The organism is Bacillus sp. hwrm1, assembly GCF_040207805.1.
In the GTDB taxonomy this organism is placed as follows: domain Bacteria; phylum Bacillota; class Bacilli; order Bacillales; family Bacillaceae; genus Bacillus; species Bacillus velezensis.
Genome location: NZ_CP157943.1, coordinates 1,289,524 through 1,303,657 on the forward strand (window position 1 = coordinate 1,289,524; position 14,134 = coordinate 1,303,657).

Consider the following 14,134-nt stretch of genomic DNA (forward strand, 5'->3'; position numbering starts at 1 on the left):
GATGTCTATTTTTGACGTGCTAACTGCATCAGCCGAAATGATGCCGAGCCATTATAAAGACATGAGCACAGGAGAAATGGAAAAGCGGGTCGCCGCCATTAAACGGGCTTTCGGAAAGCGCCTGTTCATTCCGGGGCATCACTATCAAAAAGACGAAGTAATACAATTCGCCGATACGGCAGGTGACTCCCTGCAGCTCGCTCAAGTGGCAGAAAAAAATAAAGAGGCGGAATATATTGTGTTTTGCGGCGTGCATTTTATGGCGGAAACCGCTGATATGCTGACTGATGATAACCAAACCGTCATTTTGCCCGACATGCGCGCCGGATGCTCGATGGCTGATATGGCAGATATTCAGCAGACGGACAAAGCATGGCAAGAGCTTCAAGAACTGTACGGTAACACCATCATTCCGTTAACATATGTTAACTCGACGGCGAAAATTAAAGCATTCGTCGGACGGCACGGGGGAGCGACCGTCACCTCTTCAAATGCCCGGAGTGTGCTGAAATGGGCTTTTAAACAAAAAGAGAGGATTTTATTTTTACCGGATCAGCATTTAGGCAGAAATACGGCCTATGACCTCGGCATTCCGCTGACAGAAATGGCTGTATGGGACCCGGTGCAGAACCGATTGCTTACTGACCATCCGGAAAACATTAAGGTTATCCTTTGGAAAGGGCATTGCTCCGTACACGAAAAGTTTACAGCGGAAAATATTTCTCAGCTGAGGCAGCGGGATTCCGGCATCCGCATTATCGTTCATCCGGAATGTTCGCGGGAAGTGGTCTCGCTCAGTGACGACAGCGGGTCTACCAAATATATTATTGATACGATCGAACAGGCTGAACCGGGAAGCAAATGGGCGATCGGCACGGAAATGAATCTTGTTCAGCGCCTCATTCACTCGCATCCGGATAAACAGATTGAATCATTGAATCCCGATATGTGTCCGTGTCTGACTATGAACAGAATCGACCTGCCGCATTTATTGTGGTCGCTTGAGCAGCTTGAAAAAGGCGAGCCGAAGGGTGTCATTAAAGTTCCGGAAGCGGTTCGGACAGAAGCGCTTCGTGCTTTGAACAGAATGCTGAGTCATACGTAATTATAAAAATTTCCCCTCCTTCCCAAATTTTTTATCATCATGCCCAGTCCATCGGCATATAGTGTGAAGAAACGTATTGTAATGACAAATGTACCGTTCACGTTTTGTGCATAGGAGGGGAAAACGTTGAAAATTCATATCGTTCAAAAAGGCGATTCGCTCTGGAAAATAGCTGAAAAATACGGAGTTGATCTTGAAGAGTTAAAAAAACTGAATCATCAGCTTAGCAATCCAGACTTAATTATGCCTGGAATGAAGATAAAGGTGCCTTCAGAAGCCGTTCCGGTCAGAAAAGAACCTAAGGCCGGCTTCGGAACGTCTGCGCATAAGCATGAGCATCCATATGCCAAAGAAAAACCGAAATCAGTTGTGGACATTGAAGACACCATACCGGAAGAACCAAAGCCGTCAATTCCGTATGTGCCGCCAATCCCTGAAAAGCATGAAAATGTGCTGCCGGAAGCTGATATGAACCAATATTACCCGTCCAATCAGCTGTTTCAGCCGTGGTCGCCTCCTAAGCCGGAGGAACCGGTGACACATTTTGTCGAGCCGAAAGAAAAAGAGCATGACAATAACATTCCACAACAGGAGGAAATGATCAACATGGAAAACGCGAATTACCCGAATATGCCAAAGGCGCCTGAAGCCGGAAAGATGGAAGAAGAAAACGCCGCTTATCATCTGCCGAACATGCCAAACATTCCGAATGTCCCGTTTCCGAATATGCCGGCCGTTGAACCGTCTTTTATGCATTACCCGATGCCGTGCATGCCTTGTCCTTGTCCGGTTCCGGTGACACCGATGCTGCCGGGTTCGGGACTATGCCATCCGTGCTTCCCGGTAGGCGGAGGTTTCGGCGGTTTTGGAGGAGGTTTTGGAGGCTTTCCGGTAATGCCGATGCCGTTACCGTACGGATTCCATCATCCGGGATTTGGGCCGCAAGCGGGTTACGGTGAATTTGAAAACCAGGCCCATGAAAATGCAGAGCATTATGATGGTTCTGCATCTGGTTTCGGCGGTGCTCCGTACGGTCAAATGCCGTATTACGGCGGATATTCGTCACATTACGCAAACGCGCCTCATCATGATGGGAAATATAAGGATGATGATTGCGGCTGCCATGATTCACATCATCACCACCATCACCACGGTTCACATCACCATCACGCAAATATGCCTGTGCAGCCGTATCCGAATATGGGTGCAAACGCCGGATATTTTATGCCTTACGGCGGAGCAAATCCTAATGCCGCGCCGAATCAGCCGAGTCCAAATCAAGTATTCGGACGGCCGGAGGAAGAAGAAGATTAATGTTTCGGGACGATGTATGTCGTTCCTTTTTTTATGTCCAACTGAGGAATGGACATAACTGACAAGCTTAAACCCGCCGCCCGCCGCGCATCCTAAACATGAGCGGAAAACGCTCAAAACAGCGATGAATCCACGGGGGGTTTTTCCATTGGGTAAAAAACTGATGACGATCGCGGGCGTTTTAGCCGTGACGGCAAGCTTAACGGCATGCGGAGCAAATAATGCCATGAATGACGGACGCTACAACCAGTCAACACGTCCGGTCGGATATTATTCGAATGATAATGGTAACGGCAGAGGCCAGTATGGAATGGATCATCAAGGACCCGTTTCTGAAATGATGGAAAACCGAAACGGCCGTCATAATACGACAAACGTGTCTGATCAGTACGCGCCTAATGACGGGGTTCCGTTAACGACGGACGGCACATATAACGGCCGAAATGTCAATACGCCGCCGGCAGCAATGTCTTATAATGGGTATGACAACGCCGAAAACATCAGGTTGGCGGCAAAAGTTGCAAACCGCGTGAAAAAAGTAAAAGGCGTACAGGATAGTCAGGTCATCGTGACTGACACGAGAGTCGTCATTGCCGTCAGAACAAATCATCCTTTTACGAAGAATGATGATAAACATGTCAAACATGCGGCCAAAAAATTCGCGGACGGCCGTACAATTCAAGTGTTTACCGACAACGCTACTTTTACAAAGCTGCAAGACATGAACAGAAACAGCCGTTAAACGGGACTGCCGGATGATATCATCCGGCAGTATTTTTATGGATAAAGCTTCATCATTTCTTTACATATTCTTAAAGCGCTCTTTATATTGCGGTGTTAACATAAAAGTAATAAAACGTAACGGAGGGGCCGGGATGAAAAAAACGGAGCATGACAAAAGCCGCAGAGCAAAAACTGTGTATCTGACCGTAAGGGGATACCGGCTCAAACTGACGCCCGGACAAATGAAACTGATTTCAGCCGGCCGGGCATAATCATCGCAGCAGCCCTCATATAGAGAGCTGCTTTTTTTCGGCTGAAACAGACAAATGAAAGAAAACGATTAAGCACCGGCATCTTTGGTCAAACTAGCATCAAGAGTTTGATTGAATAAAGAGGTGTTATTGGTGAAACGAATTTGCGGTGCTCGTCTATTGTTTATGCTTGTCTTATCGGCTGCAGTCCTGATTTGCGGAGGAAAAGGCGCATACGGGGCGGAGGTTGAGCATTACGGGCCGCTTCGGGTGCACGTCCAGCTGGAAAAGGTCTATCTGGACGGTGATGTCGGCATCGAACATACGGATGAAACCGTTTTGGCGATGGAGGATTTTTGGGCCTCATATGCCGGCTGGACGCTCGTTGAGCAGAAAAAAGGCTTCGTCCTTTTCCGTAAGCATGTTGATGACATTTCCCCGCTCAGTAAGGTTAACGGTTATATCGGCGTCACGGACGGAGGCGTCATCTCCACTTTTCACGGCCGTCCCGGATCGCTGGCCGAGCCGATTCAATCTTTCTTCCAGATTGATATAGAAAGACTGGAAAGCCGATTGCAAAAGCACTTGGAACACGGCATACCGTACAGGACAAAAGCGGAGTTTGAGAGCGTGATCGATCATATTAAGACTTACAGCGGCTGACTTTGACGCAAGACATGTGACACATGTCTTTTTTTTCTGAATGGAAGGTGTCAGAGCGAACATACGTTAACTTTTCTATAAGACTTTGGCTGTTTTTGTGTTACAATGATAAGCAGTCAAAGAGGTGAATAGGTGTGATTGAATTCGTGAAGGGGACGATTGATTATGTATCTCCCCAATACATCGTGATTGAAAACGGCGGAATCGGCTATCAGGTCTTCACTCCGAATCCGTTTATTTATAAGGTAAGCAATCAAGAGACCATTTTTACGTATCATCATATAAAAGAAGATGCCTTTTCTTTGTACGGTTTTTCAACCCGGGAAGAAAAAGCGCTTTTTACAAAGCTGCTGAACGTCACCGGCATCGGGCCGAAAGGGGCGCTCGCCATCCTCGGTTCCGGTGATCCCGGAGCCGTCATCGAAGCGATCGAACAGGAAGATGAAGCCTTTTTGTTGAAATTTCCGGGTGTGGGCAAAAAAACGGCGCGGCAGATTATTCTTGATTTGAAAGGCAAACTGGCCGACGTCGTGCCTGAAATGATTGACAACCTGTTCAATCATGAAGCGCGCATTGAAAAACAAGAGGCTGAAACGGCGCTTGACGAGGCGCTTGAAGCGCTCCGGGTTCTCGGCTACGCCGAAAAAGAAATTAAAAAAGTGCTTCCTCACTTAAAAGAGGAAACGGCGCTTTCAACAGATCAATATGTGAAAAAAGCATTGCAAAAATTATTAAAGTAAGGTGATGTTCATGGATGAACGGCTCGTTTCAAGTGAAGCAGACAGCCATGAATCAATAATCGAGCAAAGCCTCAGGCCGCAGAATCTCGCCCAGTATATCGGCCAAAAGAAGGTGAAAGAAAATCTGCGCGTGTTTATCGATGCGGCGAAAATGAGGCAGGAAACGCTGGACCACGTTCTTTTATACGGGCCTCCGGGTCTCGGGAAAACAACGCTTGCGTCTATCGTGGCCAATGAGATGGGTGTGGAGATGCGGACGACGTCAGGTCCCGCCATCGAAAGACCGGGGGATTTGGCAGCCATTTTGACGGCGCTCGAACCAGGGGATGTGCTGTTTATAGACGAAATTCACAGGCTGAACCGCTCAATTGAGGAAGTGCTGTACCCGGCGATGGAGGATTTCTGCCTTGATATCGTCATTGGAAAAGGCCCGTCCGCCCGCTCCGTTCGTCTCGACCTTCCCCCTTTTACGCTTGTAGGAGCGACGACAAGGGTCGGATTATTGACCGCACCGCTCAGAGACCGGTTCGGGGTGCTGTCGCGCCTTGAATACTATACGCAGGAAGAGCTGACAGATATCGTGTCAAGAACGGCTGACGTTTTTGAAGTGGATATCGAAAAAGCACCGGCTCTGGAAATCGCCAGACGGTCAAGGGGAACGCCGCGGGTTGCAAACCGGCTTCTCAGAAGGGTGAGAGATTTTGCCCAGGTGCTCGGCGACAGCCGCATTACGGAAGAAATCGCTCACGACGCGCTCGAACGTCTTCAAGTCGATGCGCTCGGCCTTGACCATATCGACCATAAGCTGCTGATGGGCATGATCGAAAAATTCAGCGGCGGTCCCGTCGGTCTTGATACGATTTCCGCGACAATCGGCGAAGAACCGCATACAATAGAGGATGTGTACGAACCGTATCTGCTGCAGATCGGATTTCTTCAGAGGACGCCGAGGGGACGGGTCGTGACTCCGGCTGTGTATGAACATTTTCGATTGGAGGCGCCCGCCCGTGACTGACTTTCCGAAGGTTCTCATGGTTTTCGGTGCCGTTTTGCTTATTGCCGGCGCAGTCTGGCACTTTGTCGGAAGGCTGCCCGGAGATATTTTCGTTAAGAAGGGAAATGTTACATTTTTCTTTCCCGTTGTCACTTGTATTGTGATCAGTGTGATACTATCCATTCTGCTTAATTTTTTCGGCAGAATGAAATAACAATAGACAGAATTAAGGTGAAATGATGAAAGTCGATTTATTTGATTTTGAACTGCCTGAACGCCTCATAGCCCAAGTGCCGCTGAAAGAGCGTGACGCATCGCGGCTGATGGTGCTCGACAAACAGAAGGGCGGGCTGACGGACAGTTCATTTAAAGAGATTGTAAGCTTTTTTAATGAAGGGGATTGCCTCGTCTTGAACAATACCCGTGTGCTGCCTGCAAGATTATTCGGCACAAAAGAAGATACGGGAGCGAAAGTGGAGCTTCTGTTATTAAAACAGGAAGAAAATGATACATGGGAAACGCTCGTAAAGCCGGCGAAACGTGTAAAAAAAGGAACGGTCCTGACATTTGGCGACGGCCGGCTGACAGCGGTCTGCACGGAGGAGCTTGATCACGGAGGCAGAAAAATAGAATTCCGGTATGACGGGATTTTTTACGAAGTGCTTGAATCACTCGGTGAAATGCCGCTGCCTCCTTATATTAAAGAGCAGCTTGATGATAAAGAACGGTATCAGACCGTCTTTTCAAAAGAAATCGGATCTGCCGCAGCTCCGACGGCCGGACTTCATTTTACGGAAGAGATTCTGGACGAGCTGAAGCAAAAAGGTGTGCGGATTGAATTTATCACACTTCATGTGGGACTCGGCACATTCCGCCCGGTCAGTGCGGATGATGTGGAAGAGCATAACATGCACGCGGAATTTTATGAAATGACGGAAGAAACCGCCGCCTCTTTAAACGAGGTCAGAAAGGCGGGAGGGCGCATTGTGTCGGTCGGGACGACATCCACGCGCACCCTGGAAACCATTGCCGGCGAGCATGACGGCGTATTTACCGCTTCAAGCGGCTGGACGTCCATCTTCATTTATCCGGGATATGAATTTAAGGCGATTGACGGCATGATCACCAATTTTCATCTGCCGAAATCTTCCCTTATCATGCTCGTTTCTGCGCTTGCCGGCAGAGAGCATGTTCTTTCCGCCTACCGTCATGCGGTAGAAGAGGAATATCGTTTCTTCAGCTTTGGCGACGCCATGCTGATTATCTAATTTGAATGACAGGAGGCCTCATACAAAGTGGCTGAACAACCGATACGTTATGAATTTATAAAGGAATGCAAACAAACGGGAGCGCGCCTGGGCAGAGTCCATACGCCCCACGGCTCCTTTGAGACGCCTGTATTTATGCCGGTCGGCACGCTTGCTACGGTAAAGACGATGTCTCCGGACGAGCTGAAATCTATGGATGCGGGCATTATTTTAAGCAATACGTACCATTTATGGCTCCGCCCGGGACACGACATTGTAAAAGAAGCGGGCGGGCTTCATAAGTTTATGAACTGGGACCGCGCGATTTTAACGGATTCCGGCGGTTTTCAGGTCTTTTCATTGAGCAAGTTTCGTAATATAGAAGAAGAAGGCGTTCATTTCCGCAATCACTTAAACGGAGACAAGCTGTTTTTATCTCCGGAAAAAGCGATGGAAATTCAAAACGCCCTCGGCTCTGATATCATGATGGCGTTTGATGAGTGTCCGCCGTATCCGGCAGAGTATGATTACATGAAACGCTCTGTGGAACGGACCAGCCGCTGGGCGGAACGCTGCCTGGAGGCGCACGGGCGCTCAGATGAGCAGGGGTTGTTCGGAATCGTACAGGGCGGAGAATACGAAGACCTGCGGACACAAAGTGCAAAAGACTTGGTTTCCCTTGATTTTCCGGGTTATGCCATAGGCGGATTATCTGTCGGCGAGCCGAAGCACGTCATGAACCGAGTGCTTGAGTTTACAACTCCGCTTTTACCGAAGGACAAGCCGAGATATTTAATGGGTGTGGGTTCACCGGATGCCTTAATTGACGGCGCCATCCGCGGCGTGGATATGTTTGACTGCGTACTGCCCACCCGGATTGCCCGAAACGGCACGGTGTTTACGAATGAAGGGCGTCTGAATATGAAAAACGCCAAATATGAGCGTGATTTCCGTCCGATTGATGAAGAGTGCAGCTGCCATACATGCAAAAATTACTCCCGCGCTTACATCAGACATTTGATCCGCTGTAATGAAACGTTTGGAATTCGATTAACAACTTACCATAACCTTCATTTTCTGTTACACTTAATGGAGCAGGTCAGACAAGCCATCCGAGAGGATCGTCTTGGTGATTTCCGAGAAGAGTTCTTTGAGCGTTACGGCTATAATAAGCCAAATGCGAAAAGCTTCTAAATAAAACCATTCTTGAAGGGAGGGAAACAGATGGGTACTTTAGGTACAATCGTTCCTATTATTTTAATGTTTGCAGTGCTTTATTTCCTGCTCATCCGTCCGCAGCAAAAGCAGCAGAAGGCCGTACGCCAGATGCAGGAAGAGCTGAAGAAAGGGGATTCAGTGGTGACAATCGGAGGATTGCACGGCACTGTTGATTCAATTGATGAAAGCAAGGTCGTCATTAAAACAGGTGATAACACCCGTTTAACATTTGACCGCCGCGCAATCAGAGAAGCTTCCGCTGAATAACAGCGAAGCTCATACATACAAAAAAAGAGCGGAGAATCCGCTCTTTTTTTATTACGCTGATCTGCTTCCTTTCAAATTCACTCCGAAAATGCCGCCCAGCATGCTGACTCCCAAAAAGCCGAGATGAAACAAAAGCTGACCGGATGTAAACGTTTTTCCGAACCCTAAATATTGAAACAGCAAGATGATTAATGAAAAACAGACGGCGGTTAACGCTCCGATCATCCAGCCTTTTTCCTTCGCTTTGCCGCCCGATATAAAACCGCCCGCAAATAAAGAAAGAAAGGAAAGCGCGGTGATCAGCCAGCTGAAAGATGACTCTTCCATTGAGGTAACCGTCAGTAAAAGCGAAATCGCCAAACTCGTAAGAAGCATCACCGCAAAGATAGCCACTAAGCCGTACAAGACGCCTCTTCCCACTTGTTTCGTTTCTTCCATTTTTATCTCCTCTCCGCCCTGCGGCCTGATATATGACAAGCCGGAGCCCGTCTTTTTCTAAATGTATTCTCTGAATGTTCGAATTAGACGTAAATGCATGATGTTCAGCCCGTTTCTTACATAATTCAGAGCCGATGGCAAATGCTATGACCGTTGGAGGTGCGATATGGAAGATATTTTCATTATTACGTTTCGTACGATTGTGCTTTATTTTATCATTCTTGTGATTTTCAGACTGATGGGAAAACGGGAAATCGGAGAACTGAGCATTTTAGACCTTGTCGTCTCCATTATGATTGCCGAGATTGCCGTATTGGCAATTGAAAATGTAAAAGATAAGCTTTTGCATACGATTGTGCCGATTGTCGTTTTGATGATTATTCAAGTAAGCCTTGCTTTTATTTCGCTCAAAAGCCAAAAAATACGGCAGCTGCTTGACGGAAAACCCACCATTATTATAAAACAGGGAAAAATTGATGAACGGGCGATGAGATCGCAGCGCTACAATTTTGACGATCTTCTTATGCAGCTGAGGGAGAATAACATCGATAGAATCTCTGACGTGTCATATGCCATTTTGGAGTCTTCAGGCAAACTGTCGATCGTCAAAAAGAAAGACAATAAGGATAAGCAGATGGAAACATCGCTTATCGTTGACGGGGTCATTCAGAACGAGCATCTGGACAGAATCGGGAAAGATAAACACTGGCTCGAAAAAAAATTAGCAAAAAGAGGATATCGCGATCTTTCGGTTATATCATTCTGCACGTTTACGGACGGCGCTTTTTTTATTGATCTTAAAGATGAAAAAGGGGAGCCATGAATCGGTTTCACCGCGTCACGAACTTGCCGATGACCGGAATCCGGATCAGCTCTTCCCTTTTAATCAGCCTGAATAACAGAAGAAGCGCAATGTACAAAATCGCGGTCATTGCAATCCAGCCTGTGAGATTAACAGCCTCTGACCCTGAAAAATGAACGGCGTGTTTGATGATGCGGCTGACATAGCCGCAAATGAATATGACGGCAAAACAGAGCGCGTATTCTTTTATTTTAATGCTGATCGGAAGCACCTTGCTTACGGTGGCCGCATGCAGCAGGGTGACAAGAACCATCCCCGTTACAATCGCAAGTGCGGCGCCCATGATGCCCAAGGAAGGCCTGGTCGCCAAAACAAAAATTAGGCCAGTTTTGACAGCGGCGCCGATAAAACTGTTCATCATGGCGGCCCCGGCTAAATTGAGAGCCTGCAGCACCGCCTGAAGGGGCCCCTGAAAATAATAAAGCAGAAAAAACGGCGCCATCACTTTAACAAATACCGCCGCATTAGTTGATCCGTACATGACGGACATCAGTTCATCAGCGAAAGAGAATAAAATAACCACCGAAATGCCTCCGCTTAAAAGACACAGCCGCATCGCCTGTTCCAGACGGTATTCGACAACTTGCAGCTTTTTTTGCTCCATTCCTTCACTGATCGCAGGAACAAGCGCCGTTGACAGAGAATAGGTTATAAAGCTGGGCAGCGTCAAAACCGTCATGGCAAATCCGGTCAGCTCCCCGTACTGGCTGGTGGCGGCAGCGGTGGCCACTCCTGCAATCGCAAGGCTTTGCGCGACGACAATAGGTTCAAAAAACCAAGATAAATTTCCGATGAAGCGGCTTCCGGTTGTCGGGAGCGACACGCTCATCAGCTGGCGGAATGTTTCTTTTCCATTTGCGATCGACTTGAAAAATTGTTTTCTGATTCTGATTGTTTTATTTGCTTTAAAACAAATGAATAAATAAATAAGAGAGGCAAGCTCCCCGATGACAGACGAAATCATGGCTCCGGCTGCGGCATATTCAATCCCGTACGGCAGAAACACCGTCGTGCAGACTGCGACAAGTGAAATCCGCACGATCTGCTCAAGTACTTGGGAAAACGCCAGCGGGTTCATATTCTGCCTGCCCTGAAAGTAACCGCGCAGCACGCTGGAGATCGCGATAATCGGCACGACGGGCGTAATCGCCAGAAGCGGGTAAACCGTGCGCTGATCCGTCAGCATCGTTTCGGACATAATCGGCGCAAAGCATAAAAACAGCGGCGTGAAGATGAGACTTAATATCCCGGTGACGGTAAGCGACATCACTAAAATGTGTTTCATTTTCTGCCGGTCCCCCCGCGCGCTTGCTTCAGCGACAAGTTTGCTGATGGCAACGGGGAGGCCGAATTGAGTCAAAGTGGTGGCCAAGAAAAATGTCGGGGCAGCCATCATGTATAAACCGACCCCTTCTTCACCGATAAACCGGGCGATAACCACCCGGTTGACAAAGCCGAGCATTCTCGTAATCATCCCGGCTGCGATGAGAATAAGAGTGCCCCTTAAAAAAGTCTGTTTTGCCATTTTATAAACCCCTGCCTTCTCAAACTACCTGGAATCATATACAATAAAGATATGCGCCGATGTCGTCCGAGCATGACAAGTCTTCGAGAAAAATGGAAAAAGGAGCGAGCGCCCAGTGGAGAAACATCCCGCCGAAATGTACAAAGATCATTTGCGGCCTTTCTTGTACAGTAAACTTGAAGAGTTCAAAATCCTCGGATACGATGATGTTGAGCACGAGAGTTTATGGTCATACTTAATACATAAAAAGTGGAAACAGAAAAAGGAACTGCCGCTGCATGAATTGGCCGGTCATATTTTATCAGTTAAAATTGGCGATTTTATGAACTATGCAACCGTTGAAGCTTTTAAGTCGTCTAATTGGCTGGAAAGCGATGAGGGTCAGGAAGCTTTAGATGAACTGCTGAGATAATGATTTGACGGCATAGGTTTAAGGAGGAAATACATAATGAAAAAAGGACGCTTGATTGCGTTTTTCCTGATCGTATTATTGATCGGCACAGGGCTGGGGTATTTTACAAAACCGGCTGCCAATAATATTACGTTAGGATTGGATTTACGCGGCGGGTTTGAAGTTCTGTACGATGTGCAGCCCGTCAAAAAAGGCGATAAAATCACAAAAGACGTGCTCGTCAGCACGGTGCAGGCGCTGAACCGCCGGGCTAACGTTCTCGGCGTAAGCGAGCCGAATATTCAGATTGAAGGAAATAACCGCATCCGCGTACAGCTGGCGGGCGTCACGAATCAGAACAGGGCGCGCGAAATTCTGTCAACGGAAGCGCAGCTCTCGTTCAGGGATACGAATGATAAAGAGTTGTTAAACGGCTCTGATCTCGTGGAAAACGGCGCGAAGCAAACCTTTGATCCGACGACGAACGAACCGATTGTCAGCGTTAAGCTGAAGGATGCGGATAAGTTCGGCGAAGTGACGAAAAAAGTCAAGAAAATGGCGCCTAATAATCAGCTTGTGATCTGGCTTGATTACCAAAAAGGCGATTCATTTAAAAAAGAAGTCGGCAAAAAACATCCGAAATATGTATCCGCTCCGAATGTGAGCCAGGAATTAAACACGAAGGATGTCACAATTGAAGGCCAGTTTACCGTTCAAAAAGCGAAGGATTTGGCCAATATTTTAAACGCGGGCGCGCTGCCTGTGAAACTGACCGAAAAATACTCTACTTCAGTAGGGGCGCAATTCGGACAGCAGGCTTTGCATGATACGGTAGAGGCCGGCATTATCGGTATTGCAATTGTTTTCTTATTTATGCTGCTTTATTACAGACTGCCTGGACTCATAGCGGTAATTACGCTTTCTGTATACGTGTATATTACGCTTCAAGTGTTTGACTGGATGCAGGCGGTGCTGACGCTTCCGGGTATTGCGGCGCTCATTTTGGGTGTCGGGATGGCGGTTGACGCCAACATCATCACCTATGAACGGATAAAAGAAGAATTGAAGCTCGGCAAATCCGTCCGCTCAGCTTTCCGTTCAGGGAACAGACGGTCATTCGCGACGATTTTCGATGCGAACATCACAACGATCATCGCAGCGGTCGTGCTCTTTATTTTCGGGACAAGCTCTGTAAAAGGGTTTGCGACGATGCTGATTTTGTCAATTCTGACAAGCTTTATTACAGCTGTCTTCCTTTCAAGATTCCTGCTCTCCCTTCTCGTGGAAAGCAGATGGCTTGACCGGAAAAAAAGCTGGTTCGGCGTCAAGAAAAAACATATTATGGACATTCAAAAAACGGATGAAAATACTGAACCGCATACGGCATTCCAAAAATGGGATTTCACGAGCAAGCGAAAATATTTCTTTATTTTCTCAAGCGCTGTAACCATTGCGGGAATTATCATCTTACTGGTCTTTAAGCTCAACCTGGGAATCGATTTTGCAAGCGGCGCGCGGATTGACGTGCAGAGCAATCATTCTTTGACGGCGCATCAGGTTGAAAAAGATTTTGATTCTCTCGGCATGGAGCCGGAAAACATCGTGCTTTCTGGTAAAGAGAACCATGTTGCCGCGGCCCGGTTTGTCGGAGAGCCATCTAAAGAAAAAATCGCTGAAATCAAAACGTACTTTAAGGACAAATACGGATCTGAACCGAACGTCAGCACGGTATCGCCGACAGTCGGAAAAGAACTGGCCCGTAATGCTTTATATGCTGTCGCCATTGCATCAATCGGCATCATTATTTACGTATCAATACGTTTCGAGTACAGAATGGCTATCGCCGCGATTGTATCCCTGCTGTATGACGCTTTCTTTATCGTCGCGTTTTTCAGCATTACAAGGCTGGAGGTTGACGTAACCTTTATCGCCGCTATTCTCACCATAATTGGTTACTCGATAAATGATACGATCGTTACATTTGACCGGATACGCGAGCAGATGAAAAAACGCAAGCCGAAGTCATTTGCCGATCTGGAACATATCGTGAATCTGAGCTTGCAGCAAACCTTTACACGTTCGATCAATACGGTCTTGACCGTTGTGATTGTTGTCGTCGTGCTGCTCATTTTGGGCTCATCGTCAATTACAAACTTCTCCGTCGCCTTATTGGTCGGTTTATTGACGGGCGTTTATTCCTCTCTTTACATCGCCGCGCAGCTGTGGCTTGTATGGAAAGGTAAAGAATTTAAAGGGAAAAAATCAATCGAAGAGTAAAATGGGAACAGGCTGTCTTCCGGAAGGCAGCCTGTTTTTTCAGGCCGCATTGAACTTAAAACCTGCATTTGCTATAATGACATACGCTTACATAATCAATCATCATTGTAAAAACATGT

At 47.4% G+C, this 14,134-nt stretch carries 16 protein-coding genes; 14 read left to right on the forward strand and 2 right to left on the reverse strand.

The annotated features are described in order from the left end of the window. Nucleotide 1: 1 nt before the first annotated feature. From nadA to yajC, 11 genes are all read left to right on the forward strand, one after another. Nucleotides 2–1,105 carry a quinolinate synthase NadA gene (gene nadA, locus ABK447_RS06670; RefSeq protein ID WP_221663824.1) on the forward strand — a complete coding sequence of 368 codons (1,104 nt, stop codon included), beginning with the start codon at nucleotides 2–4 and terminating at the stop codon, nucleotides 1,103–1,105. 126 nt (nucleotides 1,106–1,231) lie between these two features. Beyond that, nucleotides 1,232–2,419, forward strand: coding sequence for a SafA/ExsA family spore coat assembly protein (gene safA, locus ABK447_RS06675; RefSeq protein WP_015417918.1), 1,188 nt, complete (start codon nucleotides 1,232–1,234; stop codon nucleotides 2,417–2,419). A gap of 148 nt (nucleotides 2,420–2,567) precedes the next feature. After that, on the forward strand, nucleotides 2,568–3,161 hold the full coding sequence (locus ABK447_RS06680) for a YhcN/YlaJ family sporulation lipoprotein (RefSeq protein ID WP_014721606.1): 594 nt from the start codon (nucleotides 2,568–2,570) through the stop codon (nucleotides 3,159–3,161). Between the two features lie 133 nt (nucleotides 3,162–3,294). After that, nucleotides 3,295–3,414: a hypothetical protein gene (locus ABK447_RS20900; protein WP_373431975.1), complete on the forward strand. Its 120-nt coding sequence runs from the start codon at nucleotides 3,295–3,297 to the stop codon at nucleotides 3,412–3,414. A 132-nt stretch (nucleotides 3,415–3,546) separates the two neighbouring features. Continuing rightward, nucleotides 3,547–4,056, forward strand: coding sequence for an intercompartmental signaling factor BofC (locus ABK447_RS06685; RefSeq protein WP_015417917.1), 510 nt, complete (start codon nucleotides 3,547–3,549; stop codon nucleotides 4,054–4,056). Nucleotides 4,057–4,190: 134 nt separating this feature from the next. Next, nucleotides 4,191–4,796 (forward strand): Holliday junction branch migration protein RuvA, encoded by a 606-nt coding sequence (gene ruvA, locus ABK447_RS06690; RefSeq protein ID WP_203249385.1) that lies wholly within the window; start codon nucleotides 4,191–4,193, stop codon nucleotides 4,794–4,796. A gap of 10 nt (nucleotides 4,797–4,806) precedes the next feature. After that, a complete protein-coding gene (gene ruvB, locus ABK447_RS06695; protein WP_007408185.1) occupies nucleotides 4,807–5,811 on the forward strand; it encodes a Holliday junction branch migration DNA helicase RuvB in 1,005 nt (334 codons plus the stop codon). Continuing rightward, entirely contained in the window at nucleotides 5,804–6,004 is a 201-nt protein-coding gene (locus ABK447_RS06700; RefSeq protein ID WP_031378914.1) for a DUF2905 domain-containing protein, read from the forward strand. The genes ruvB and ABK447_RS06700 overlap by 8 nt, the downstream gene beginning before the upstream one ends. 25 nt (nucleotides 6,005–6,029) lie before the next feature. After that, nucleotides 6,030–7,058 (forward strand): tRNA preQ1(34) S-adenosylmethionine ribosyltransferase-isomerase QueA, encoded by a 1,029-nt coding sequence (gene queA, locus ABK447_RS06705; RefSeq protein ID WP_203249475.1) that lies wholly within the window; start codon nucleotides 6,030–6,032, stop codon nucleotides 7,056–7,058. Between the two features lie 27 nt (nucleotides 7,059–7,085). Then, a complete protein-coding gene (tgt, locus tag ABK447_RS06710; RefSeq protein WP_007408186.1) occupies nucleotides 7,086–8,231 on the forward strand; it encodes a tRNA guanosine(34) transglycosylase Tgt in 1,146 nt (381 codons plus the stop codon). Between the two features lie 30 nt (nucleotides 8,232–8,261). After that, nucleotides 8,262–8,522 carry a preprotein translocase subunit YajC gene (yajC, locus tag ABK447_RS06715; RefSeq protein ID WP_003152695.1) on the forward strand — a complete coding sequence of 87 codons (261 nt, stop codon included), beginning with the start codon at nucleotides 8,262–8,264 and terminating at the stop codon, nucleotides 8,520–8,522. A gap of 51 nt (nucleotides 8,523–8,573) precedes the next feature. Here the strand turns inward: yajC and ABK447_RS06720 are convergent, their stop codons facing one another. Then, a complete protein-coding gene (locus ABK447_RS06720) occupies nucleotides 8,574–8,960 on the reverse strand; it encodes a TIGR04086 family membrane protein (RefSeq protein ID WP_003152697.1) in 387 nt (128 codons plus the stop codon). Nucleotides 8,961–9,126: 166 nt separating this feature from the next. Here ABK447_RS06720 and ABK447_RS06725 point away from each other — a divergent pair, with 166 nt between their 5' ends. Further along, complete coding sequence (locus ABK447_RS06725; protein ID WP_032866624.1) at nucleotides 9,127–9,783, forward strand: DUF421 domain-containing protein; 657 nt, start codon at nucleotides 9,127–9,129, stop codon at nucleotides 9,781–9,783. Nucleotides 9,784–9,790: 7 nt separating this feature from the next. Here ABK447_RS06725 and spoVB read toward each other — a convergent pair whose 3' ends face one another. Next, nucleotides 9,791–11,347, reverse strand: a complete 1,557-nt coding sequence (gene spoVB, locus ABK447_RS06730; RefSeq protein WP_007408188.1) for a stage V sporulation protein B — start codon at nucleotides 11,345–11,347, stop codon at nucleotides 9,791–9,793. A 115-nt stretch (nucleotides 11,348–11,462) separates the two neighbouring features. Here spoVB and ABK447_RS06735 point away from each other — a divergent pair, with 115 nt between their 5' ends. Both ABK447_RS06735 and secDF read left to right on the forward strand, forming a co-directional pair. After that, nucleotides 11,463–11,759, forward strand: coding sequence for a post-transcriptional regulator (locus tag ABK447_RS06735; RefSeq protein ID WP_007408189.1), 297 nt, complete (start codon nucleotides 11,463–11,465; stop codon nucleotides 11,757–11,759). A gap of 36 nt (nucleotides 11,760–11,795) precedes the next feature. Then, nucleotides 11,796–14,015 (forward strand): protein translocase subunit SecDF, encoded by a 2,220-nt coding sequence (gene secDF / locus ABK447_RS06740; protein ID WP_033574175.1) that lies wholly within the window; start codon nucleotides 11,796–11,798, stop codon nucleotides 14,013–14,015. Nucleotides 14,016–14,134 lie beyond the last annotated feature (119 nt).

Excerpts from the sequence above, each read along its gene's own strand:
- ABK447_RS06725 (WP_032866624.1), top strand. The coding sequence starts at position 9,127 with ATGGAAGATATTTTCATTATTACGTTTCGTACGATTGTGCTTTATTTT.
- secDF (WP_033574175.1), top strand. The coding sequence starts at position 11,796 with ATGAAAAAAGGACGCTTGATTGCGTTTTTCCTGATCGTATTATTGATC.
- ruvB (WP_007408185.1), top strand. The coding sequence starts at position 4,807 with ATGGATGAACGGCTCGTTTCAAGTGAAGCAGACAGCCATGAATCAATA.
- nadA (WP_221663824.1), top strand. The coding sequence starts at position 2 with ATGTCTATTTTTGACGTGCTAACTGCATCAGCCGAAATGATGCCGAGC.
- queA (WP_203249475.1), top strand. The coding sequence starts at position 6,030 with ATGAAAGTCGATTTATTTGATTTTGAACTGCCTGAACGCCTCATAGCC.
- yajC (WP_003152695.1), top strand. The coding sequence starts at position 8,262 with ATGGGTACTTTAGGTACAATCGTTCCTATTATTTTAATGTTTGCAGTG.
- spoVB (WP_007408188.1), bottom strand. The coding sequence starts at position 11,347 with ATGGCAAAACAGACTTTTTTAAGGGGCACTCTTATTCTCATCGCAGCC.
- ABK447_RS06720 (WP_003152697.1), bottom strand. The coding sequence starts at position 8,960 with ATGGAAGAAACGAAACAAGTGGGAAGAGGCGTCTTGTACGGCTTAGTG.
- ABK447_RS20900 (WP_373431975.1), top strand. The coding sequence starts at position 3,295 with ATGAAAAAAACGGAGCATGACAAAAGCCGCAGAGCAAAAACTGTGTAT.